This window comes from Priestia sp. YIM B13552, from assembly GCF_042787775.1.
Lineage (GTDB): Bacteria > Bacillota > Bacilli > Bacillales > Bacillaceae_H > Priestia > Priestia megaterium_E.
In genome coordinates this window covers 105,045-128,379 of sequence record NZ_JBHZOU010000004.1, presented here as the reverse complement: position 1 = coordinate 128,379, position 23,335 = coordinate 105,045, and the positions used below count along the sequence as shown (strand labels likewise).

Sequence of the window (23,335 nt, the reverse complement as noted above, 5' to 3'; positions counted from 1 at the left end):
AACATTTTTAGGCTGATATTCAAAATTTGTTAGGATGAAAACCCTACCAAAACCTTAATTCGACTTTACTGGTATATATTCCCTAACAACTTTTCGGATTTCATCAATATCAAACGGTTTTGCAAAGTGTGTTAATGCTCCTAGATCTTTTGCTTCTTGAATCATATCCAATTCACCATAAGCGGTCATAATGATGACTTTAATCGTTTCATCGTGCTGCTTTAACCTTTTTAAAATTTCAATTCCATCCATTCCTGGAATTTTCATATCTAATAAGACAAGATCCGGTGCTTGCTCTTTTGTAATATCAATCGCCTGGAAGCCGTTCGCCGCTTGAAATGTTGTATAGCCTTCTTTTTGCAGCACTTCCGTTAATAAAATACGTATACCATACTGATCATCAACAATTAAAATTTTCTCTGCCAATATAATCCCACCTTTTATATTCCTCTTCTACAGACAAAACTAACATATGTATTTCGCCTTTAAAACAAAAATCCCTGCTAATTAGAGAAATTGTTACAAAACATAGCTTTTTTTGTCATCCATCCAATTTCATTGCACTTTACTTTCATTGTAGCTCATTTCAAGATAGAATACAGATAGCTTTTTTCGTTATAATGTGTAGATAGACGGCTTTAGCCGCTTAAATCGAAGGGAGATTCTATGCTTAAAATTTTCACAACTCAACTTTCAGGTTTTTTTAAACGAATTGAAGAACAAGAAGAATTCCAATTTGAAGATGCCGCGCGTATTTTAGCACAAGCCTCTGTCGGAGAAGGATTTATTTATATTTATGGCGTAGAAGAAATGCACGCCATTACGCTTGAAGCACTAAGCAGTGCAGAACCTTTAAGTCAGGCAAAAGCTTTGCCTTTACATGAATTAGATCAGCTGACTAGCGTTGATCGCGTACTGCTTGTCTCTCGATTTTCAACAGATAATAAAGCAGTGGAAATAGCTGAACGTTTAAAGAAACACGATATTCCATTTGTTAGCATTGCTGCTGCTCCTAAAGAGATAACCGAACCTTCTTTAACAGCACTCGCAGATGCGCATATTGATACAAAATTGTTAAAGCCGCTTATTCCTGGAGAAGACGGCTCAAGATTTGGTTTTCCAGCAATGATGGTCGCTTTATACGCGTACTACGGTTTAACTTTCACATTAAAAGAAATCGTAGAAGAATATGAATAAAAAACACGCTGTCTAAAGACAGCGTGTTTTTTATTTCACTTATTTGTTTTGACTTGATTCCATTGATGCGCGAATAAATTCTTTGAACAATGGTTGCGGTCTAGTTGGACGAGAAGTAAACTCTGGGTGGAATTGTGAAGCCAAGAACCATGGGTGGTCTTTTAGCTCTACAATTTCAATTAAACGGCCGTCTGGGCTTGTACCAGAGAAGATAAAGCCTTTCTCTTCCATTTGTTGACGGTATTCGTTATTGAATTCATAACGGTGACGATGACGCTCATATACCACTTCATCTTGATATGCTTTATATGCAAGCGTATCTTCAGACAATTTACAAGGGTATAATCCTAAGCGCAGTGTACCACCTAGGTCTTCTACGTCTTTTTGTTCTGGTAATAAGTCGATAATTGGATAGTTTGTTTCAGGTGCAATTTCTGCTGAATGTGCGCCTTCTAAGCCTAATACATTACGCGCAAACTCAACTGATGCCAGCTGCATACCTAAGCAAATACCTAAGAATGGAACTTTTTGCTCACGTGCATATTGTGTTGCTACAATTTTACCTTCAATTCCACGATCACCAAATCCACCTGGAACTAAAATACCGTCTACATCACCAAGTAAATCTTGAACATTTTCTTTTGTTACAAATTCCGAGTTTACCCACTTGATGTTTACATCTGCATCGAATGCATATCCAGCATGTTTCATTGCTTCTACGACAGAAATATAAGCATCTTGAAGCTCTACATACTTACCAACCAATGCAATTTTTGTTGTATTTGAAAGTCCTTTTACTTTCTCAACCAGTGCTTTCCACTCAGTCATTTCTGCTTCTTTGCAATCTAATTTCAAGTGATCGCATGTGATTTGATCTAGGTGCTGCTCTTGTAGAGATAGTGGAATTTCATATAATGTTTCAGCGTCTGCACACTCAATAACCGCTTTTGGATCAATGTCGCAGAATAAAGCTAGCTTGTCTTTCATATCTTCAGAAATTGGCATTTCTGTACGAACAACGATAACATTTGGCTGAATACCTAAGCTACGTAATTCTTTTACACTATGCTGTGTTGGTTTTGTTTTCATTTCACCAGCAGCTTTTAAATATGGCACAAGTGTACAGTGGATGTACATAACATTGTCACGGCCAATATCACTTTTAATTTGACGAATAGCTTCTAGGAAAGGAAGTGATTCAATATCTCCTACCGTTCCGCCGATTTCAGTAATAACAACGTCCGCATTTGTTTCTTTACCTGCACGGAAAACGCGTTCTTTAATTTCATTTGTGATGTGCGGAATAACCTGAACTGTTCCGCCTAAATAATCACCGCGACGCTCTTTTTTCAATACTGTTGAATATACTTTACCTGTTGTTACGTTGCTGTAGCGATTTAAGTTGATATCGATAAAACGCTCATAGTGACCTAAGTCTAAGTCTGTTTCCGCGCCATCATCCGTTACGAATACCTCACCGTGTTGGTATGGACTCATTGTTCCCGGGTCTACGTTAATGTATGGATCAAACTTTTGAATCGTTACGTTCAACCCACGGTTTTTTAATAAACGGCCTAAAGAAGCTGCTGTAATCCCTTTTCCTAGAGATGATACAACACCGCCTGTTACGAAAATATACTTTGTCATCTATACTTCCCCCTCTAAATAATTTGAACTGTACAATATTAAAAGTTTTCACATAAACAATCACAATTCATTCATTGTGCATGCGAAATTATAAGAAACCTTATGAATGTGAAACGTTCAAGAACCAAAAGAAAGTTTCTATCAAGGATTTATAAGAACATATCGGGGTGTAAAACATGGATAGATAAAATAAAAAAATTGCTCCCAATACCAAAACTGGATTGGGAGCAATAGTCTATTTTAAATAAAAACTTTTTAAATGCTTGTTTAAAGAGCCCAAAAAAGATTCTACCTACTTCGCTTGAAAAAGTCAAGAAGGATTATTTTTCTTTGTCGTCCTCATAATCTTCTTCTTCATCTTCATCATCATCTTCTAGATCATCTTCTAAATCGTCAAAATCGTCTTCTGCAAGATCATCTTCATCTTCTTCTAGCTCGTCAATGTCTTCAAAATCTTCTTCTTCCTCTAGATCATCAACATCTTCATAATCCAAATCTTCTTCTAAATCATCAAAATCTTCAACTTCTTCAACAACAGCTTTTTTCGCTTTTTTCTTTTTAGGTTTTGCAACCGGAATAACTTCTTCTTCAGCTTGGTCAAAAGGATACCATCCACGAAGACCCCAGTGGTTGTCCCCTACTGTTAAAAAGCGACCATCAATATTAATATCTGTATAAAACTGAGCTAATCTCGTTTTTAATTCTTGATCTGACATTTCAGCTGCTGCTTTAATTTCAGCAATAATTTCTTGGAATGACATTGCTTGACGATCTGTTTTTTCTTCTAGAAGCGCATAAGCAATCTCAATCATCGACATTTCTTTTAAATCCGTTTTTGAGTACTGTGCTAAACTCAAATCTGGCACATCCTTTCTATGGCTATGTATATCGAAAATCTATTAAATCAATTCATCATATGTGTAAATGATGGAAACGAATAAATACATACCATTCATTATAAACAAATTCAATACATTTATGCTAGCCTCGTTTCTAAAATTCTCGAGAATTTCGCATAAAACAACGAAAAAATAGACATTTTTTCACTATAATACATTCTACTTAATACGCCAACAACATCCTTTAATCAAAAGGAATTCACCATCCGTTATTCTGACTCCGCTAAGGTTAAGTCTATAAAAGCCGAGATGACCCACAAACAGTCATCTCGGCTTTTAATATATCACTATATACTAACGATACATTATTACATATTTCGGCGATATTGCCCACCGCATTCATATAAAGCTCGCGTAATTTCTCCTAAGCTGGCTACTTTAACGGTCTCCATTAACTCTTTGAAAATGTTCTCTCCTTCTGTTGCAGCTTTCTTTAACCTTTTCAGCGCATCTTCTCTTTTTTCTTCATGCTGCTGTTGAAACTTCTGAAGCTGATTAATTTGATGATTTTTTTCTTCTTTTGATGCACGGGCTAACTGCATGTCATCAACTGAGGAATTTTCCTCTTCATTTGGATTAATATACGTATTTACTCCTATAATAGGTAAATCTCCCGTATGTTTTTGCATCTCATATTCCATCGATTCATCTTGAATCTTACCTCGCTGATACTGCATTTCCATCGCACCTAAAACGCCGCCTCGATCATTTAAGCGTTGGAACTCAGCCAATACCGCTTCTTCTACCAAGTCTGTTAGTTCATCAATAATAAAAGAGCCCTGTAGTGGATTTTCATTTTTAGTTAATCCATGCTCTTTTGTAATGATTAATTGAATGGCCATCGCTCTTCGTACAGATTCCTCTGTCGGCGTTGTAATTGCTTCATCATACGCATTGGTATGAAGAGAGTTGCAATTGTCATGAAGAGCCATTAAGGCTTGCAACGTCGTACGTATATCATTAAAATTAATTTCCTGTGCATGAAGCGAGCGGCCGGATGTTTGAATATGATACTTAAGCTTTTGACTGCGTTCATTCGCGCCGTATTTATCACGCATCACAATTGCCCAGATTCTTCTCGCTACACGTCCAATAACCGTGTATTCAGGGTCAAGTCCATTACTAAAGAAAAACGATAAATTAGGAGCAAAATCATCAATGTGCATGCCTCGACTCAAGTAATATTCCACGTACGTAAAACCGTTGGCCAATGTAAAAGCTAGCTGAGAAATCGGGTTAGCCCCTGCTTCAGCTATATGATAGCCTGAAATAGAAACAGAATAATAGTTGCGCACTTTCTCGTCAATAAAGTACTGTTGAATATCTCCCATCATTTTTAATGCAAATTCTGTGGAAAAAATACACGTATTTTGCCCTTGGTCTTCTTTTAAAATATCCGCTTGAACAGTTCCTCTCACTTGTTTCAACGTACCCGATTTTACTTCCTCGTATTCCTCTTCCGTTAAAGGACGCTTCAGCTCCTCTTCCTTCTTTTCCACCTGCTGACTGATAGCTGTATTCATAAACATAGCTAGTAATATTGGAGCCGGCCCATTGATGGTCATCGAAACGGAAGTCGACGGATGGCAAAGATCAAATCCTTTATACAGGAGTTTCATATCATCAAGGGTACAGACATTTACGCCGCTTTCGCCAATTTTCCCGAAGATATCTGGCCTTGGATCTGGATTTTCTCCATAAAGCGTTACAGAATCAAATGCTGTACTTAAACGCTTAGCCTCATCATCTTTTGACAAATAGTGAAAGCGGCGATTTGTTCGTTCTGGTGTTCCTTCGCCTGCAAATTGACGCTTAGGATCTTCACCTTTTCGTTTGAAAGGAAAAACACCTGCTGTATAAGGAAACGCACCTGGCACATTTTCTTTATAAAGAAAACGAAGAACTTCCCCATATTCTTTAACTTTTGGAAGAGCCACGCGCGGAATACGCAGTCCTGATAGGGTATCAACTTGCAGAGAGGTTTTAATTTCTTTATTTCTTATCTTTGTAATAAGTTCTTCTTTCCCGTACTGACTTTTTAATTTAGGCCAGTTTTCCAGCTTTTCAATCGATTCAGCCGTTAGCTGTTTTTGATATTTCTCCTTTAGCTGAGTGAGCTCTTGCTTGGCCGTTTCTGTTTCCACTTCTTCCAGAGCACCCTCTAGCTGATAAAATTTACGCGCTATTTGTACTTGAACATCCGTATTGCGGTGATAAGAGCGAACGCTGTTTACAATCTCCTGTAAATATTGCTGTTGATCATTAGGAATGATGGTATATTTCTTTTCACTTACGCGCTCTGATGATTTTTCTACGTGCCAAGACGTACGGCATGTTTGATGCAGATGATTTACAAGATCTTCAAATAAAATATTTGTTCCCCCGTCGTTGAACTGGCTCGCAATTGTGCCGTAAATTGGCATCGTAGAGAGATTATTTTCAAACAGCTGATGATTACGCTGATATTGACGCTGCACTTGTTTTTTTGCGTCTTCAGAACCTTTTTTTTCAAATTTATTGATTACAATAAAGTCTGCGTAATCAATCATTTCAATCTTTTCTAACTGCGACGGCGCGCCAAATTCGCTTGTCATTACATACAGAGAGACGTTTGCAATATCTTTGACTTGAGCATCAGCTTGCCCGATGCCGCTTGTTTCGACAATGATAATGTCGAAACCCGCTTTTTTCACGACAGCAATTCCATCTCGAATGGCCGCCGATAGCTCATGTCCAGATGAACGCGTGGCCAAACTTCTCATATACACACGAGGAGACGCTGCGATGTTCATGCGAATTCGATCCCCAAGAAGCGCTCCTCCGGTTTTTTGTTTAGTTGGATCGACGGATAAAACAGCTACATGAATATCTGGAATATGTTCAATAAACCTTCTTACTAATTCATCCGTAAGCGAACTTTTCCCCGCTCCTCCTGTTCCTGTGATTCCAATAACCGGTATTTTTTGATCCGTCTCGCTTTCGATTACACTTTCTCGGATTTCTTCAAGAGCAGCTGCGTGCTCTTTTGTGTATTCATAGGCTTCATTTTCAGCGCATGTAATAAGCTGGGCAATTAAACGGTCATTAGCCGGCGTTAAGGTTCGATCCTTCGGCAGTGCAGGGGGATTTGTGTAATAACAATCATCGATCATAAATTGAATCATGCCTTCTAACCCCATTTTTCGTCCATCTTCCGGAGAAAAGATTTTAGAAATGCCGTAATCATGAAGCTCTTGAATCTCACTCGGAATAATGACCCCTCCTCCTCCGCCATAAATTTTAATATGAGAAGCCTGTTGTTCTTGGAGTAAATCGTACATATACTTAAAATATTCTACATGGCCGCCTTGATAAGAAGAAATGGCAATCCCCTGAACATCCTCTTGTATGGAAGCGTTAACAATTTCTTCGACAGATCGGTTATGCCCCAGGTGAATGACTTCTACCCCCTTGGCTTGAAGAATTCGTCTCATAATATTAATGGACGCGTCGTGGCCGTCAAACAGGCTAGAAGCGGTTAAAAAACGAAGCGGTCTTTTGCTTGTATTCAAACTGTCTCCCCCTCACACAGTTGTTGAAATGAAAAATTTTTAAGTAAAAAATCTAACTGCATATTTGTATATTCTTCTAATGAATAATGCTTTTGCAGCCACCATCTGCGAAATGCCCACATCTGACCTTGAACAAATAAATGATGAGCAAACAGCGAAATTTCTTTATCCGTAAGTGCAAATTGATTGTTTTCTACGCAGCCTTCGATAATAACCTTAAACATCTCAACCATATCCAGCTCTTTTTTTAATACATATGGAAGCGCATCTTTAGACAGTGATTTCGCTTCTTGGTACATGACTAATACTTCATCTTGAAGCTCATCCACAACTTTAAAATAGTGCTGAATCGCTTGTTGAAGCTCAGCGATTGTATAACGATCCACCACCATCTCTTCTAATCGCTCTCTCACTTCATCGTAAATATTGTCACATACAAGATATAAAACATCTTCTTTAGATTGAATATATTCGTAAAGTGTACCGATACTGAACCCAGCGGCTTTGGCAATTTCTCTTGTTGTTGTTCGGTGAAAACCTTTTTCCTTAAATAGCGTGACGGCCCCTTTAATCATTTGATTACGACGCTCTACAATCAGCTTTTCATCTTTAATGGATGTGAGAACTTCTCTCTTTTTCATTTTTTCACCTCTCCTACAACAAGTGTTTTATTTAGCAAGATACCTAGAAATGACGAGACGCTGAATCTCTTGTGTGCCTTCATAAATTTGCGTGATTTTTGCATCTCTCATAAAACGTTCTACTGGATAATCTTTTGTATAACCGTATCCTCCAAATACTTGAACAGCTTCTGTCGTTACTTTCATTGCTGTATCCCCAGCATATAATTTTGACATGGCTGATTCTTTGCCATATGGCAGCCCTTGGGACTCCAACCAAGCAGCTTGATAGGTTAACAGTCTTGCAGCTTCTATACTCGTGGCCATGTCGGCTAACTTAAACGCAATTCCTTGCTGAGAAATAATTGGCTTACCAAATTGCTGACGTTCCTTGGCATAAGCTACGGCCGCATCTAACGCCCCTTGGGCAATTCCTACAGCCTGCGCTGCAATGCCATTTCGGCCGCCATCTAGTGTCATCATCGCAACTTTAAATCCTTCTCCTTCATTTCCTAGCAAATTTTCTTTTGGAACACGGCAGTCCTCGAAAATAATTTCTGTGGTAGGTGAAGAGCGAATGCCCAGTTTCTTTTCTTTTTTACCAACTGAAAATCCCGGCATATCTTTTTCAATAATAAAAGCGCTCGTGCGTTTTTCATTGGGGTCGATGCGAGCAAATACAACGTAAATATCCGCTTCGCCGCCGTTTGTAATAAAGATTTTAGAACCATTTAAAATATAATTTTCTCCGTCTTTTACAGCGAGCGTTCTCATTCCTCCTGCATCTGATCCAGCACTCGGTTCGGTTAACCCATAAGCACCTATTTTCTCACCCGTTGCCATAGGTTTCAGGTATTTTTGTTTTTGTTCTTCTGTTCCGAATGTATAGATTGGCCAGCCGGCAAGAGAAGTATGAGCCGACAAAGTAACGCCTGTTGATGCACATACTCTAGACAGTTCTTCAACAGCAATGCAATAAGCTAGATAGTCACTGCCAATTCCTCCGTATTGCTCCGGCCATGGAATACCTGTTAATCCTAGATCAGCCATTTGCGTAAAGATTCCTCTGTCAAAACGCTCTTCTTCATCTCGTTGTGCAGCTGTCGGAGCCACTTCGTTTTTGGCAAAGTCCCGCACCATTTTTCGAATCATTTCGTGTTCTTCTGAAAGTTTAAAAAACATGATTATTCCCCCTATAATTGACTGCTAATGACGATGCGCTGAATTTCGCTTGTACCTTCGTAGATTTCGCATACTTTGGCGTCACGAAAATACCTCTCTACTGGATAATCTTTCATATAACCATAGCCTCCCAAAACTTGAATCGCATCGATTGCTACATTCATGGCCGTTTGGGAAGCAAATAATTTCGCCATTGAGGCTTCTTTTTTACAAGGAAGTTTTTGATCATATAAAAAAGCGGCTCTATACATTAAAAGCTTCGCTGATTCAACAGCCGTTTCCATATCAGCCAGCTTAAAGGCAATACCCTGCTGAGATAAAATCGGTTTTCCGAATTGATATCGTTCATTTGCATAGTTTTTAGCTGCCGTTAACGCACCTTCAGCAATTCCTACCGCCTGAGCAGCAATACCAATTCTTCCGGCATTTAAATTAGCCATCGCAATTCGAAAGCCTTCACCTTCTTCTCCGAGACGATTTTCTACAGGCACCTGTATATTTTCAAAGTGAAGTTGAACCGTTCGAGAACCATGAAGGCCCATCTTATGTTCATCTTTTCCTACTGAAAATCCCTCCATCGTCTTTTCAACGATAAAAGCGCTCATCCCTCTCGACCCGCGTTCGGGATTCGTTTTAGCAAATACAATATACGTATCTGCTTCGCCGCCGTTTGTAATGAAAAGCTTTGAGCCATTTAAAAGATAGTGGTCTCCTTTTCGTTCTGCCTTTGTTTTTAAGCTTGCAGCATCAGACCCTGCACTAGGTTCTGTTAAACAAAAAGCACCTAGATATTCACCTGTCGCCAGTTTTTTTACATACTTTTGTTTTTGATCTTCCGTCCCAAATACGACAATAGGATTCGTACCTACAGAAGTATGAACAGACAAAATGACGCCTAGGGCTGGACTTACTTTTGATATTTCGTGGATGGCAATCATGTACGATACAAAGTCCAGTCCGCCCCCTCCGTATGCTTGAGGAACGGGAATGCCCATCAGGCCAAGATCAGCCATCTGCTTTAATAAACCTCGAGGAAATTCACCCTTTTCCATGTTTGGCACAGCCGCAGCGACTTCTTTTTCACTAAAATCAGCTACCATCTTTTTAATCATGTGTTGTTCAGACGTAAAAAAGATCATTTCGCCACTCCTTTATGTTTCGTACGTAAAAAATCCTTTTCCTGTTTTTCGACCAAGCCACCCTGCCTTTACATATTTCCTAAGCAATGGACAAGGACGATATTTGTCATCACCAAACCCTTTATGAAGCGTTTCTATAATAAACAAACATGTATCGAGGCCGATGAAATCTGCTAATGTCAAAGGTCCCATTGGATGGTTCATTCCTAGTTTCATCACTTGATCAATATCCTCTTCGCTTGCTACACCTTCATAGAGCGTAAACACAGCTTCGTTAATCATTGGCATTAAAATTCGATTTGAAACAAACCCTGGAAAATCATGAACTTCCACCGGGGTTTTATTTAATTTTTTCGTTGTTTCATAGACTGCTTGATACACTTCATCGGTAGTAGCCAGCCCTCTAATAATTTCAACGAGTTTCATCACCGGAACAGGATTCATAAAGTGCATGCCAATTACTTTTTCAGGTCGAGTGGTCACAGCTGCAATTTCAGTAATAGGAAGCGAAGACGTGTTGGTTGCTAAAATAGTATGACTCGGGGCTAACGAATCCAACTCCGCAAAAATGGCTTGTTTGACTTCCATCTTTTCCACAACCGCTTCGACGATTAAATCTGCTTTTTGTGCTGCCGTTATTTCATTTGCCAGCTGAATGCGCTCCATAATCCCTTCATGTTCCTTAGCTGAGAGAGAACCTTTTCCCACCTGCTTTTTCAGACGTTTATCAATACCTTCTATTCCTTTTTGCGTATTTTTTTGATCAACGTCATACAAAGAAACTTGGTATCCGCTCGCAGCAAATACTTGCGCAATGCCTGCTCCCATCTGACCTGCTCCAATAACCATAACTGTTTCAATATTCAAGTTGGTATCCCCCTTTTACACTTCTACCATAATGGCATCACCTTGGCCGCCGCCGCTGCAAATAGAAGCAATGCCTAGTCCGCCGCCTCGTCGTCTTAATTCATGAATGAGCGTTACAACAATACGGGCGCCGCTTGCTCCAATCGGATGCCCAAGTGCTACAGCCCCGCCGTTCACATTTACTTTTTCAGCCGGAAGCCCTGCAATTTCCATACTCATCAACGCTACCGCTGAAAAAGCTTCATTGATTTCAAACAGCGCAATATCGTCTACTGTTTTACTTGTTTTTTGCAATAGCTTATTAATAGCAAACCCGGGCGTTTTCGGAAATTCCCTTGGCTCCATCGCAAGAGAAGTATGGTTTACAATCGTAGCCAACGGCTCATAGCCATTTGCTTTTGCCACATCTTCATCCATTAGCATGAGCGCAGCTGCTCCGTCATTCACGCTAGGTGCATTTCCTGCTGTAATGGTTCCGCTGTGACCAAATACAGGCCGAAGAGAAGAAAGTTTTTCTAACGACGTGTCTTTTCTTGGTCCTTCATCTTTTTGAACCGTTATCGTTCCTTTTTTAGACGGAATATCAACTGAAATTCTTTCTGCGGTCCATCTCCCTTTCTCTTCTGACTCTACCGCTAATTGATGACTGCGAAGGGCCCATTCATCCTGCTTTTCTCGGGAAATATCCATTTCAGAAGCTATTTCATTTCCATACGTACCCATTTGGACCCCTGTAAAGCTGCATGTCAAACCGTCATGAACCATCAAATCCGTCACAACGCTATCTCCCATACGGAACCCCCACCTTGCTTTTGGAAGAAGATACGGCGCGTTACTCATCGATTCCATTCCACCTGCAATGATTGTTTTTGCCTCTCCTAATCGAATCAGCTGATCAGCAGTTGTAATGCTGCGCATACCCGATGCACAGACTTTATTAATGGTTTCCGTCTCTACTTGCCACGGTAAACCTGCATAATGCATGGCTTGCCTAGAAGGCAGCTGCCCTTGGCCCCCTTGCAGCACGCACCCCATAATAACGGAATCAATTTCTGTACGTCCTTTTGATGCTGCTTGAATCGCTTTCCCGCCTAGTTCTGCCGCTTTTAGTCCACTTACGCTGCCACCTAATTTTCCAAAAGGTGTTCGAACTGCACTCACAATAACTGTTTTCCCCACTGTTATTTCCTCCTTTTTCTTCCTCTTTGTCCTTGCCGATTGAACGCTTGCTCAATTTCCTTTCTGTAAAAAGTAGAGATGAAGACCACCTCTACTTCTCCTTTATGAAACCTGTTCTTGCACGTCGCCATAAATTGACTTTTCAAGCAGTTCTGCTACGTCATACGTATGAACCTGTTCTTCTACTTCTTTTGCTTTTGTTCCGTCACTTAGCATCGTTAAGCAGTATGGGCAACCTGAACTGATAATGCTTGGGTTAACAGCTAAGGCCTGTTCGGTGCGCGCTACATTAATGCGCTGGCCGGTCGTTTCTTCCGTCCACATTAACCCTCCTCCTGCTCCACAGCACATACCATTTTCACGGTTGCGATCCATTTCAATCAAATGAACACCTGGAATCGCTTTCAAAATTTCTCTTGGCGGACTGTATACTTCGTTATATCTTCCTAAATAACAGGAATCATGGAAGGTAATTTTTTCATTAACCGCATGTTTTGGTGACAGCTTACCTTCTTTCACCAACATAGCTAGTAATTCTGTGTGATGATACACTTCTCCTTCAAAACCGAAATCTGGATATTCATTTTTAAAAATATTGTAAGCATGTGGATCAATTGTAACAATTTTTTTGATTTCATTTTTTTCAAATTCAGCGATATTTTTAGAAGCTAACTCTTGGAATAAAAATTCATTGCCCAACCTGCGCGGCGTGTCACCAGAATTTTTTTCTTTATTTCCTAAAATCGCAAATGAAACACCCGCTTCATTGAGAAGCTTTGCAAACGATAGGGCGATTTTTTGGCTGCGGTTATCATAAGATCCCATCGAACCTACCCAGAACAAATACTCAAACGTTTCACCGGCTTTACTTACTTCTTTAACAGTAGGAATGTGAACATCTTCTCTTACATGTCGCCATTCTTCACGCTCTTTTCGGTTTAATCCCCAAGGGTTTCCTTGACGCTCAATATTCGTCATGGCACGCTGAGCATCCGCGTCCATCTTTCCTTCAGTTAATACTAAAAAACGTCGTAAATCTATGATTTTATCTACGTGCTCGTTCATTACGGGACATTGATCTTCACAGTTTCGGCACGTTGTACATGCCCAAATTTCTTCTTCCGTAATGACATCTCCAATTAAAGCGGGATTATATTCCGCTGTTGCTGCGGCTTCTTCTCCGCCTTGGCTGGCCGCCATCATCGCCAGCTGATTTCCTTTTGTTTTGGAGAATGCATACGTAGGAACCCAAGGAGCCTTAGATGTCACAACCGCTCCTTTTTCTGTTAAGTGATCGCGCATCTTTAAAATTAAATCCATTGGAGATAAAATTTTCCCTGTACCCGTTGCCGGACACATATTCGTACATCGACCGCATTCCACACAGGCATATAAATCAATAAGCTGATGCTGCGTTAATTCTTCAATCTTTCCAACCCCAAACGTCTCCTGGGTCTCGTCTTCAAAATCAATCTTTTCAAGCTTACCTGGCTTAGAAACACGGTTAAAAAATACATTAGCCGGTCCAGCCAGTAAATGAGCATGTTTTGATTGAGGAACATATACTAAAAACGTCAATAACACGGCTAAGTGGATCCACCATGAAACATAAAAAATGGAGATAGCGGCAATATCATTGATTCCCTTAAACAAGATCGCAATCGATGACGCAACCGGTTCTGTCCATGACGGTTCATGATTATGCCAGATGATTGACATACCGTTTCCGACAAGCACTGACAGCATAAGTGCTCCAATAAAAATCAGTACTAAACCAGATTTAAACCCTCTTTTTAAACGCACAAGCTTTTCGACGTAGCGGCGGTGAAAAGCCCAGACCACTGCTACTAAAATCAAAAGCGTCACAATTTCTTGAAAAAATGTAAAGCCGGGATATAAAGGTCCAAGCGGCAAATGTTTACCTGGAAGCAAACCTTTTATAATAAAGTCTAACGCACCAAACTGAACTAAAATAAACCCATAAAAAAACATGACGTGCATAATTCCACTTTTTTTATCTTTTAACAGCTTCTTTTGTCCAAACACGTTCACCCAAATTTTTTGCAGTCTTTCTTTTAACCGCTGATCAAATTCTACTTTTTTCCCTAATTGAATATACTGAATGCGTGTGCGAATCAAATATACAAACAAAGAAACAGCGTAAGCGGTTACAATAATAAAAAAGAGAAAATTCACCCACAGCAACCCTGTCATCTCGTCCCCTCCTTGAATAATTTGTTACCTTTTTTTCCTCCTGACGACTAAATTTTCTGATAATATATCTACTTTCATTGTATATAATGAATGATCATTCAGTCAATATCTTTTCGTTCTTTTGTTCATATTCTATTTAAACAAGGTGACACTAAGAACAACATAAAATGTATTTACATCGGGAAAAGAGGTGACGTGATGAGCGGCATGGTTGTAATTTTACTTTTTATTATTTTTATTGCTTGGCTTGCAATTGACCTTGGCGTTGGAAAGAAAGTATTTTCTCAGGCTGAAAATACATTTCCAAAGCGCCGTGCTTCTCTTTTTTTGTTCGCAGACGGGAATGTCTTGTATAAAGATTTATTTCATGAAATAGAAAATGCCTCTTCATTTATCCATTTATCGTTTTACATCGTACAAAATGATGAAATTAGCCAAGATTTTTTAGATTTACTAGTCCAAAAAGCACAGCAAAATATTGAAGTCCGGTTATTGGTAGACCGTGTGGGAAGCTATAAAATCAAGAAAAACAAAATTGCATTCTTAAAGAAACAAGGCGTTCATTTTGCTTACAGTCGAACGCTACGGTGGCCTTATTTGTTTTATACACTCAACGCACGCAATCACCGTAAAATGGCCGTTATTGATGGGAAAGTTGGCTACATTGGCGGTTTTAATATCGGCAGAGAATATTTAGGACTCGACGCCAAGCTTGGGGTGTGGAAAGATTACCACCTGCGTATGGAAGGTGAAGGTATCCAAGATCTTCAAATGCAGCTGTTGAGCGACTGGTATGCTGCTACCGGCATAGACCTGCGTAAAGTGGAAAGATACTTTCCAGCAGCCTCTGAAGGAGACTATGTTATTCAGCTACAGTCGACTGAAGGTTTTTCACTTGAAGAAAGCTTTTTATCGATTATCAACCAAGCCAATAGGGAATTGTACATAGGTACTCCTTATTTTATTCCAAGTGAACCTTTGATGAATGCGTTACTGCAAGCTCGCGCACGGGGAGTACAAGTTCATATTTTGATTCCAATGCGTGCAGATCAACCGCTTGTTCATCATGCTGCATTTGCCTATCTTCCTACATTACTTCAAGCAGGCTGCATGATTTATCAATATTATTACGGTTTTTACCACGCAAAAGTATTAATTGCAGACAATGTTATCTGCGATGTAGGAACGGCTAATTTTGATAAAAGAAGCTTGTTCTTAAACGCTGAAATCAACTGTTTAATCTACGATGCCATATACATTGAAGAGGTAAAGAACAGCTTTAAAGCTTGTATGGGGGAATGCCCCATTTTGTCTTTAGAAGATGTCAAAAACCGAAAATGGAGTGAAAAACTAAAGCAAGGATTTGCAACCTTTATTTCTCCGTTGCTTTAATGAACGAAAAGAGGAAAATTTATAATGAAAATTAGATTTGGCTATGTATCACATGCCCTGTCGCTTTGGGACTGCTCACCTGCGAAAACCCTCACGTTTACCAGATGGGAAAAAATGAAAAAAGATGAGAGGCTGGATAAGCTTCATTACGTCACAAAACAAAATTTAAATCATACTAAGCGCGCTTTACATTTTAATATTGCCCATGAAATTATGCTGTATCGATTATCATCTTCTCTTGTCCCTTTAGCTACTCATCCTGAAGTAGATTGGAATTACATTGATGCGTTCCAAGACGATTGGTCAGAGATAGGAGAATTGATTCGGAATCATCAGCTGCGCGTGAGTTTTCACCCCAATCAGTTCACATTATTTACAAGCGACAAAAAACATATTACAGAAAATGCGGTAAAAGATATGAATTATCACTATAGAATGCTTGAAGCGATGGGAGTGGCCGATCAAGCTCTTATTAATATTCACGTAGGTGGAGCCTATGGCAATAAAGAAAAAGCGATCGGTCGATTTCATGAAAACATTCAAACGCTGCCACCTGTCATTAAAAAGCGCATGACTCTTGAAAATGATGATAAAACATACACAACTGAAGAAACATTAGCTGTATGCGAAAAAGAGAAAGTCCCTCTCCTCTTTGATTATCACCACCACAAAGCAAATGAAGGAGAAGAACCTCTTGCATTATTGCTCCCTCGTATCTTTGACACGTGGAAACATATCGAGTTAAAACCAAAAGTACATATCTCTTCTCCTAAATCTGAAAAAGAATTTAGAAGTCACTCTGATTATGTCTCAACTGATTTTATCGCACCTTTTTTGCAAATGGCTAAAGATATTGGACAAGATTTTGACGTAATGATAGAAGCAAAGTTAAAAGATAAAGCGCTGCTAAAATTAGTGGAAGATTTAGCATCAATGAGAGGAGTAAAGCGTACAGGAGGTGCCACGCTTGTTTTTTAAATAAAAAAGAGCCAAGAGGCTCTTTTTTTGTTACATTTTTTCAGGTGCTGAAACACCAATTAGTTTTAAGGAGTTTTGAAGCGTTACTTGAACAGCTTTCACTAGTTCAATACGCGCTTTACTTGTTTCTACATTATCGCTGTCTAATACTTTTTCTGCATTATAGAAGCTATGGAACGTAGAAGCAAGATCAAATACATAGTTTGTAATGCGGTGCGGAATACGTTTTGTTGCTGCTTCCGCTACGGCCTGAGGGAACTCTCCGATTTTCTTCAGTAGTTCCATTTCTTTTTCTGCACTAATTAATGAAAGGTCAGCGCCAGATGTTGATTGAATCCCCATCTCTTCACCTTGACGAAGAATACTGCAAATACGGGCATGAGCATATTGCGCGTAGTATACAGGATTTTCATTAGATTGAGAAACAGCTAAATCTAAATCAAAGTCTAAATGTGTATCCGCACTTCTCATCGCAAAGAAGTAGCGAGTTGCATCAAGGCCTACCTCTTCTACTAGATCACGCATTGTTACTGCTTTACCTGTACGTTTGCTCATCTTCATTTTTTCGCCATTTTGATACAGTTGAACCATTTGAATGATTTCTACTTCAAGCGTATCTTTTTCATAACCAAGCGCTTGAATCGCCGCTTTCATACGAGGAATATATCCATGGTGGTCGGCTCCCCAAATGTTAATTAGCTTATCAAATCCACGTTGAATTTTGTCTTGGTGATACGCAATATCTGGTGTTAAGTACGTAAATGAACCATCATTTTTAATTAACACACGGTCTTTATCATCACCAAATGTCGTAGAACGGAACCACGTAGCACCTTCTTCTTCATATACATGGCCTTGTTTTTTCAGCGTTTCAAGTGCAACTGAGATTTTATCATTTTTATAAAGAGACGTTTCAGAATACCATACGTCAAATTTCACACGGAACTGTTCAAGATCACGCTTTAATTTAGCTAACTCGTAATCTAACCCGTATTGACGGAAGAATTCAAAACGCTCTTCTTCAGAGGCATTTACATACTTGTCTCCGTGCTCTTTTGCTAGCTCTTTTCCGATGTTTATAATGTCAGCACCATGATAGCCGTCTGCAGGCATTTCTTTCTCTAAACCAAGAGCCTGCATGTAGCGTGCTTCTACTGAATAAGCCAGGTTATTAATTTGGTTACCAGCATCATTGATATAGTATTCACGTGACACATCGTAACCTGCTTTTTCAAGAACATTACATAATGAGTCTCCAACTGCAGCACCTCGGGCATGTCCTAAATGTAAATCCCCTGTCGGATTAGCTGAAACAAACTCAACCTGTACTTTTTGTCCGTTCCCTACGTTTGTTTGGCCATACGCTTCACCAGCTTTTACAATCGTTGGAATAAGCTCTGTTAAATAAGAGTTATTCATATAAAAGTTGATGAATCCAGGGCCTGCAATGTCAATTTTCTCGATAGATGCTTTTGATTTATCGAAGTTTGCTACAAGCTCTTCAGCGATAACACGCGGTGCTTTTTTGGCAATACGAGCTAGCTGCATAGCCATATTGGTAGAATAATCACCATGTGTTTTATCTTTTGGGGTTTCTAATAGAACTTCTGGAAGTTCTGCTTTTTCAGCAAGTCCTGCTTTGACCACAGCATCTTGAATTTCAGCTTTTAATTTTTGCTGCACTTGTTCGACGATGTTCATTTTTTCTCCTCCTTGAATGTAATGGTTAACGCATATTTCCCGGTAGGCTGACCCTGTACTTCTAGATCATACGTTAAAAATAATCGACCCTTTTGAGTCATTTGTTTATATTCAATGTTATGAGCGAATGTTAGTAAATCCATACGTCCATAAGGGCTTATATAAGTTCCTTCGATCTGTACCTTTTTACGAAACGATTGCTTCATTTGAACAGCACCGGTTCGATTAATTGATACTTCATCTTCGCTAATTTTCACCATTGTTCTAATATCTCCGATTTCCTCTTGGCGCTCTGTGTATGTAAGATAAATTTTAGATCCTTTTTCATAATACATACCTTTTGCATTTACCGATGTTGTCTCTTTTCGGTGACCATCGCGGATATCCGTCACAATTTTAACTTCAATGGGTTTCTTGACTTCTGAAGCGTTACTCACAAAAGACACTTCCTTATTAAAATGAATACGTTATAACTTAAATAGTATAAACATTCTAAAGAAAGAATTCAATAATACTTCAAAGGAAATATGATAGATACGCCGAGAATTCACCTTTTTACAGTACGTGACGCATTCACATATTCCAAATAAAAAAGGCAGCCACAGCGGCCGCCTTTTACTTTATTTATTTCTTTTGTACCCAGCCTAAGATCATTTCGCGAATAAGCTTGCTTGCTGTATTAGCGGTTTGTTCAGACGGATCATAAATTGGAGCTACTTCTACTAAATCTCCTCCGACAATGCGAAGATCTGATTTAGCAATTGCGTGAATAGAAGCTAAAAGCTCTTTTGATGTGATACCGCCTGCATCTACTGTTCCTGTACCAGGAGCGTGCGCTGGATCTAATACATCGATATCAATTGTTACATAAACAGGACGACCTGCAAGTGTTGGTAGAATCTCTTTTAACGGCTCTAGAACTTCAAATTTTGAAATGTGCATGCCGTTTTCTTTTGCCCATTGAAATTCTTCTTTCATTCCTGAACGAATACCAAATGAATAAACATTCTCCGGTCCGATTAGTTCTGCAACTTTACGAATCGGAGTGGAATGAGAAAGTGGTTCTCCTTCATACTCTTCACGAAGGTCTGTATGAGCATCCATATGGATAATGGCCAAATCCGGGTATTTTTTATACATAGCTTTCATAACAGGCCAAGAAACCAAATGCTCTCCGCCCATACCTAATGGGAACTTGTCTGCTGCTAAAAGCTGGTCGATATACTCTTCAATCATATTTAAGCTGCGCTGAGGATTCCCAAATGGAAGTGGAATATCTCCTGCATCAAAATATTTTACTTCCTCTAGCTCTCGATCTAAATACGGGCTGTATTCTTCTAATCCAATTGATACTTCACGAATACGAGTTGGGCCAAATCGTGAACCTGGACGATAGCTAACTGTCCAGTCCATTGGCATTCCATAAAGAACCGCTTCACTTTCTTCAAAAACAGGGTGACTGCCGATAAATACATTACCTGAATAAGCTTCATCAAAACGCATATTTTGTTCCTCCTTCATTATTCATAGAAAAGATGCCAGTCTTAAATCTCTGGCACCTCACTTGTATGTGATAACTTATTTAATAAGATCTTGCACAAATTTAGGTAAAGCAAATGCGGCTTTGTGCAATTCTTTTGTGTAATACTTTGTATCAATATCGAAGAAACGATCTTCACTTACTTCTAATGGATCATGTTTCTTTGAACCCATTGTAAATGTCCATAAACCGCTTGGGTACGTCGGAATATTTGCTACGTATAGACGTGTAATCGGGAAGATTTCTCTTACGTCACGCTGAACATTTGAGATAAGTTCTGGCGTAAACCAAGGGTTGTCCGATTGAGCAACAAAGATACCATCTTCTTTAAGTGCTTTTGAGATACCTGCATAGAATCCTTTTGTAAATAAATTCACAGCTGGACCTACTGGCTCTGTTGAATCCACTAAAATGACATCGTATTCGTTCTCGCTTTTAGCGATGTGCATAAATCCGTCATCTACTTGTACATCAACACGAGGATCTTCTAGTTTGCCCGCAATTGAAGGTAAGAATTTTTTTGAGTACTCAATAACTTTTCCATCGATATCAACTAACGTCGCTTTTTTTACGCTTGGGTGTTTTAAGATTTCACGGATTACGCCTCCGTCTCCTCCACCTACAACTAGTACGTTTTCTGGATTTGGATGCGTAAATAACGGTACATGCGCAACCATTTCATGATAAACGAACTCATCTTTTTCCGTTGTCATAACCATACCGTCAAGTAGGAGCATGTTACCAAACTCTTCTGTTTCAACCATGTCTAATTTTTGAAACTCCGTTTGCTCTGTATGTAAAGTGCGATTAATTTTAGCTGTAATACCAAAGTTCTTTGTTTGCTTTTCTGTGAACCATAATTCCATTTCAAACTCTTCCCTTCTATTTTGAGAATTAACCTATGCATAGATTACCCTAACATAATTTATACAAACATGAAAAAAGTATAGATGAATTCAGCAAAAAAGCAAGTAAAATTTTTAGCAATGGAGGTTTAAAACCTCCTTTTCTATTTCATACTGATGATAGATACAAGCTTTAGAATCTACTTGCACCGCTCTTTTAATAGAATTTTGTTGTATTGAAAACAACATGCATGGTGCATAGTGACACATATTGGTGGTGAATAGAAATGGAAACGGTATTAACCGAACATTTAAAAAAGGCAAGACGCATCTTCCGAATTCTTCTCGTCCTTGGTATATTAGCGGGGGCTTTATTGTTGTTTGCCTACATAAGCATCTTTCTCTACGCCAAAATCTCTGGCCCCCCTCCGCTAAACGTTTCTCAAACAGCTGTTTTCTACTCAGCAAACGGTAAAGTTCTTGATGAAGTTCACAATGGACAAAAGCGCTACTGGGTTTCACTTAATCAAATTTCACCTTACGTAAAAGATGCGACTTTAGCCGTTGAAGATAAGCGCTTCTATGAGCATCACGGCTTTGATATGCATCGAATCGCCGGAGCAATTGTAGCTGATATAAAAGCTATGGGAAAAGTACAGGGTGCGAGTACCATTACTCAGCAGTATGCACGAAACTTGTTTCTAGAGCACGACAAAACGTGGACTCGAAAGCTTCAAGAAGCTCTGTATACAATTCGGTTAGAAATGAATTATAGCAAAGATGAAATTCTAGAAGGCTACATGAATACGATTTACTACGGCCATGGAGCTTATGGAATTGAAGCGGCAGCTAGGTTGTATTTTGATAAGCATGCCAAAAATTTGACGTTAAGTGAAGCGAGTATGTTAGCAGGTATTCCAAAAGGCCCTAGCTACTACTCTCCTCTTATTCATCAAGAAAATGCAAAAAAACGACAAAATATCATTTTATCTCTCATGAAAGAGGATGGAATTATTACAGCTAAGCAAGCAACAAAAGCGCTTGTAACACCTCTAGCATTCGCAAAGCCTGCTGAAAAAGATCCTAATAAAGAAGATGCTTCTTACTTTATGGATGCAGCGCTAGCAGAATTAAAGCAAGATTTAGGCATTGATGAAACCATGATTTATACAAATGGACTTCGCGTTTATACAACGCTGGATGAAAAGATGCAGCGAACGGCCGAAGAAAAAATGAAGGATGTTATCAGCAGCTCTTCAGACGTACAAAGTGCATTTGTTGCGATGAATCCTAAAAATGGACAAGTGAAAGCTCTTATTGGTGGAAGAGATTATGAAAAGAGCCCGTTTAATCGCGCGACTCAAGCAATAAGACAGCCTGGCTCAACGATGAAGCCATTTTTATACTATGCGGCGTTAAAAGACGGTTTTACTGAATCTACTCCAATGAAAAGTGAAGAAACGACGTTCAAATTGGAAGATGGCGTTTCGACATACACGCCTAGTAACTATCACAATTATTATGCAGATGCTCCTATTACAATGGCTCAAGCCATCGCACTTTCAGACAATATTTATGCCGTAAAAACGCATTTGTTTATTGGGGAAAACCGCTTGATTGAAACCGCTAAAACACTTGGAATATCATCACCTTTAAAGAAAGTTCCATCTTTAGCTCTTGGAACTTCACCTGTCAAAGTCATTGATATGGTTAATGCGTACGGCATCTTTGCTAATGGCGGAAAAGAAATTCGTCCAACATTTATTAAACGAATTGAAACCCATGACGGAGAAGTTGTTTATCAAGCTCCTTCGGAACGGAAACAAGTCATTGATAAGCGCTATGCTTTTCTTACTACTCATTTAATGACAGGCATGTTTAATCAAAAGCTAAATGGCTATACAACCGTCACAGGAAAGCCTATTTCTAAATATGTATCTCGTCCTTATGCAGGAAAATCCGGCACAACCTCCACGGACAGCTGGATGATTGGCTACTCTCCTCAGCTCGTTTCAGGCGTTTGGGTTGGATATGATCAAGGAAGGACAATGGATGATGTAGCTGAAAAAGGATACGCAAAAAAAATGTGGGCATTATTTATGGAAGATGCTTTACAAGGGAAGAAAAAAGAAAAGTTTAAAGCACCAAACGGATTAATGAGCGTAAACATTAATCCTCAAAATGGAAAGTTAGCATCCAAATCATGCCCTGTTCAATATAAAGCTTATTATTTAACTGGAACACAGCCAAAAACATATTGTACTGATCACATCGATCATGCAGCAAAAACGAAGAAAAAAGAGCGTGAAACAGAAGATAAAAAGTTTCACTGGTTACCCAAATGGTTTGATTAAAAAAAAGCTTAAGGCGAAGGCCTTAAGCTT

Annotated in this window: 18 protein-coding genes; 4 read left to right on the top strand and 14 right to left on the bottom strand. The window is 39.2% G+C overall.

The annotated features are described in order from the left end of the window. Positions 1–54 precede the first annotated feature (54 nt). The gene (locus ACFX40_RS17675) at positions 55–429 is read right to left on the bottom strand and encodes a response regulator (protein ID WP_087944205.1); all 375 of its coding nucleotides are present in this window, start codon (positions 427–429) and stop codon (positions 55–57) included. Between the two features lie 237 nt (positions 430–666). Between ACFX40_RS17675 and ACFX40_RS17670 the strand changes: the two genes are divergently transcribed. Beyond that, positions 667–1,197, top strand: a complete 531-nt coding sequence (locus tag ACFX40_RS17670; protein ID WP_060745875.1) for a DUF2529 family protein — start codon at positions 667–669, stop codon at positions 1,195–1,197. A 39-nt stretch (positions 1,198–1,236) separates the two neighbouring features. Here the strand turns inward: ACFX40_RS17670 and ACFX40_RS17665 are convergent, their stop codons facing one another. The 9 genes from ACFX40_RS17665 to ACFX40_RS17625 form a co-directional block, all read right to left on the bottom strand. Then, on the bottom strand, positions 1,237–2,844 hold the full coding sequence (locus ACFX40_RS17665; RefSeq protein ID WP_060745876.1) for a CTP synthase: 1,608 nt from the start codon (positions 2,842–2,844) through the stop codon (positions 1,237–1,239). A 320-nt stretch (positions 2,845–3,164) separates the two neighbouring features. Continuing rightward, entirely contained in the window at positions 3,165–3,701 is a 537-nt protein-coding gene (gene rpoE / locus ACFX40_RS17660; protein ID WP_028409707.1) for a DNA-directed RNA polymerase subunit delta, read from the bottom strand. Between the two features lie 350 nt (positions 3,702–4,051). Next, on the bottom strand, positions 4,052–7,294 hold the full coding sequence (gene icmF, locus ACFX40_RS17655; protein WP_028409708.1) for a fused isobutyryl-CoA mutase/GTPase IcmF: 3,243 nt from the start codon (positions 7,292–7,294) through the stop codon (positions 4,052–4,054). Then, complete coding sequence (locus tag ACFX40_RS17650) at positions 7,291–7,935, bottom strand: TetR/AcrR family transcriptional regulator (RefSeq protein WP_014457745.1); 645 nt, start codon at positions 7,933–7,935, stop codon at positions 7,291–7,293. The genes icmF and ACFX40_RS17650 overlap by 4 nt, the downstream gene beginning before the upstream one ends. A 27-nt stretch (positions 7,936–7,962) precedes the next feature. After that, the gene (locus ACFX40_RS17645; RefSeq protein ID WP_028409709.1) at positions 7,963–9,096 is read right to left on the bottom strand and encodes an acyl-CoA dehydrogenase; all 1,134 of its coding nucleotides are present in this window, start codon (positions 9,094–9,096) and stop codon (positions 7,963–7,965) included. 11 nt (positions 9,097–9,107) lie between these two features. Next, positions 9,108–10,235, bottom strand: coding sequence for an acyl-CoA dehydrogenase (locus ACFX40_RS17640; protein ID WP_028409710.1), 1,128 nt, complete (start codon positions 10,233–10,235; stop codon positions 9,108–9,110). Between the two features lie 12 nt (positions 10,236–10,247). Continuing rightward, the gene (locus tag ACFX40_RS17635; protein ID WP_377255767.1) at positions 10,248–11,102 is read right to left on the bottom strand and encodes a 3-hydroxybutyryl-CoA dehydrogenase; all 855 of its coding nucleotides are present in this window, start codon (positions 11,100–11,102) and stop codon (positions 10,248–10,250) included. A gap of 15 nt (positions 11,103–11,117) precedes the next feature. Continuing rightward, complete coding sequence (locus ACFX40_RS17630) at positions 11,118–12,281, bottom strand: acetyl-CoA C-acetyltransferase (protein ID WP_060745878.1); 1,164 nt, start codon at positions 12,279–12,281, stop codon at positions 11,118–11,120. 102 nt (positions 12,282–12,383) lie between these two features. Next, positions 12,384–14,495: a (Fe-S)-binding protein gene (locus ACFX40_RS17625; RefSeq protein ID WP_377255764.1), complete on the bottom strand. Its 2,112-nt coding sequence runs from the start codon at positions 14,493–14,495 to the stop codon at positions 12,384–12,386. 198 nt (positions 14,496–14,693) lie between these two features. Between ACFX40_RS17625 and cls the strand changes: the two genes are divergently transcribed. Beyond that, positions 14,694–15,887, top strand: a complete 1,194-nt coding sequence (gene cls / locus ACFX40_RS17620) for a cardiolipin synthase (protein WP_051421112.1) — start codon at positions 14,694–14,696, stop codon at positions 15,885–15,887. 24 nt (positions 15,888–15,911) lie between these two features. Continuing rightward, positions 15,912–16,865, top strand: coding sequence for a UV DNA damage repair endonuclease UvsE (uvsE, locus tag ACFX40_RS17615; RefSeq protein WP_098433208.1), 954 nt, complete (start codon positions 15,912–15,914; stop codon positions 16,863–16,865). Between the two features lie 30 nt (positions 16,866–16,895). On the opposite strand, the gene argS is transcribed toward uvsE, so the two are convergent. From argS to speE, 4 genes are all read right to left on the bottom strand, one after another. Then, positions 16,896–18,566, bottom strand: a complete 1,671-nt coding sequence (gene argS, locus ACFX40_RS17610; RefSeq protein WP_014457737.1) for an arginine--tRNA ligase — start codon at positions 18,564–18,566, stop codon at positions 16,896–16,898. Further along, a complete protein-coding gene (locus ACFX40_RS17605; RefSeq protein ID WP_014457736.1) occupies positions 18,563–19,003 on the bottom strand; it encodes a YwiB family protein in 441 nt (146 codons plus the stop codon). Before ACFX40_RS17605 ends, argS begins: the two co-directional genes overlap by 4 nt. Positions 19,004–19,190: 187 nt before the next feature. Beyond that, on the bottom strand, positions 19,191–20,069 hold the full coding sequence (gene speB / locus ACFX40_RS17600; RefSeq protein WP_013059842.1) for an agmatinase: 879 nt from the start codon (positions 20,067–20,069) through the stop codon (positions 19,191–19,193). A 75-nt stretch (positions 20,070–20,144) separates the two neighbouring features. After that, a complete protein-coding gene (gene speE, locus ACFX40_RS17595; RefSeq protein WP_013059843.1) occupies positions 20,145–20,972 on the bottom strand; it encodes a spermidine synthase in 828 nt (275 codons plus the stop codon). 266 nt (positions 20,973–21,238) lie between these two features. Here speE and ACFX40_RS17590 point away from each other — a divergent pair, with 266 nt between their 5' ends. Then, positions 21,239–23,305 (top strand): transglycosylase domain-containing protein, encoded by a 2,067-nt coding sequence (locus ACFX40_RS17590; RefSeq protein ID WP_098333902.1) that lies wholly within the window; start codon positions 21,239–21,241, stop codon positions 23,303–23,305. The last annotated feature ends 30 nt before the right edge of the window (positions 23,306–23,335 follow it).

Excerpts from the sequence above, each read along its gene's own strand:
- ACFX40_RS17670 (WP_060745875.1), top strand. The coding sequence starts at position 667 with ATGCTTAAAATTTTCACAACTCAACTTTCAGGTTTTTTTAAACGAATT.
- ACFX40_RS17590 (WP_098333902.1), top strand. The coding sequence starts at position 21,239 with ATGGAAACGGTATTAACCGAACATTTAAAAAAGGCAAGACGCATCTTC.
- ACFX40_RS17665 (WP_060745876.1), bottom strand. The coding sequence starts at position 2,844 with ATGACAAAGTATATTTTCGTAACAGGCGGTGTTGTATCATCTCTAGGA.
- ACFX40_RS17640 (WP_028409710.1), bottom strand. The coding sequence starts at position 10,235 with ATGATCTTTTTTACGTCTGAACAACACATGATTAAAAAGATGGTAGCT.
- uvsE (WP_098433208.1), top strand. The coding sequence starts at position 15,912 with ATGAAAATTAGATTTGGCTATGTATCACATGCCCTGTCGCTTTGGGAC.
- cls (WP_051421112.1), top strand. The coding sequence starts at position 14,694 with ATGAGCGGCATGGTTGTAATTTTACTTTTTATTATTTTTATTGCTTGG.
- ACFX40_RS17625 (WP_377255764.1), bottom strand. The coding sequence starts at position 14,495 with ATGACAGGGTTGCTGTGGGTGAATTTTCTCTTTTTTATTATTGTAACC.
- speB (WP_013059842.1), bottom strand. The coding sequence starts at position 20,069 with ATGCGTTTTGATGAAGCTTATTCAGGTAATGTATTTATCGGCAGTCAC.
- argS (WP_014457737.1), bottom strand. The coding sequence starts at position 18,566 with ATGAACATCGTCGAACAAGTGCAGCAAAAATTAAAAGCTGAAATTCAA.
- speE (WP_013059843.1), bottom strand. The coding sequence starts at position 20,972 with ATGGAATTATGGTTCACAGAAAAGCAAACAAAGAACTTTGGTATTACA.
- ACFX40_RS17650 (WP_014457745.1), bottom strand. The coding sequence starts at position 7,935 with ATGAAAAAGAGAGAAGTTCTCACATCCATTAAAGATGAAAAGCTGATT.
- ACFX40_RS17645 (WP_028409709.1), bottom strand. The coding sequence starts at position 9,096 with ATGTTTTTTAAACTTTCAGAAGAACACGAAATGATTCGAAAAATGGTG.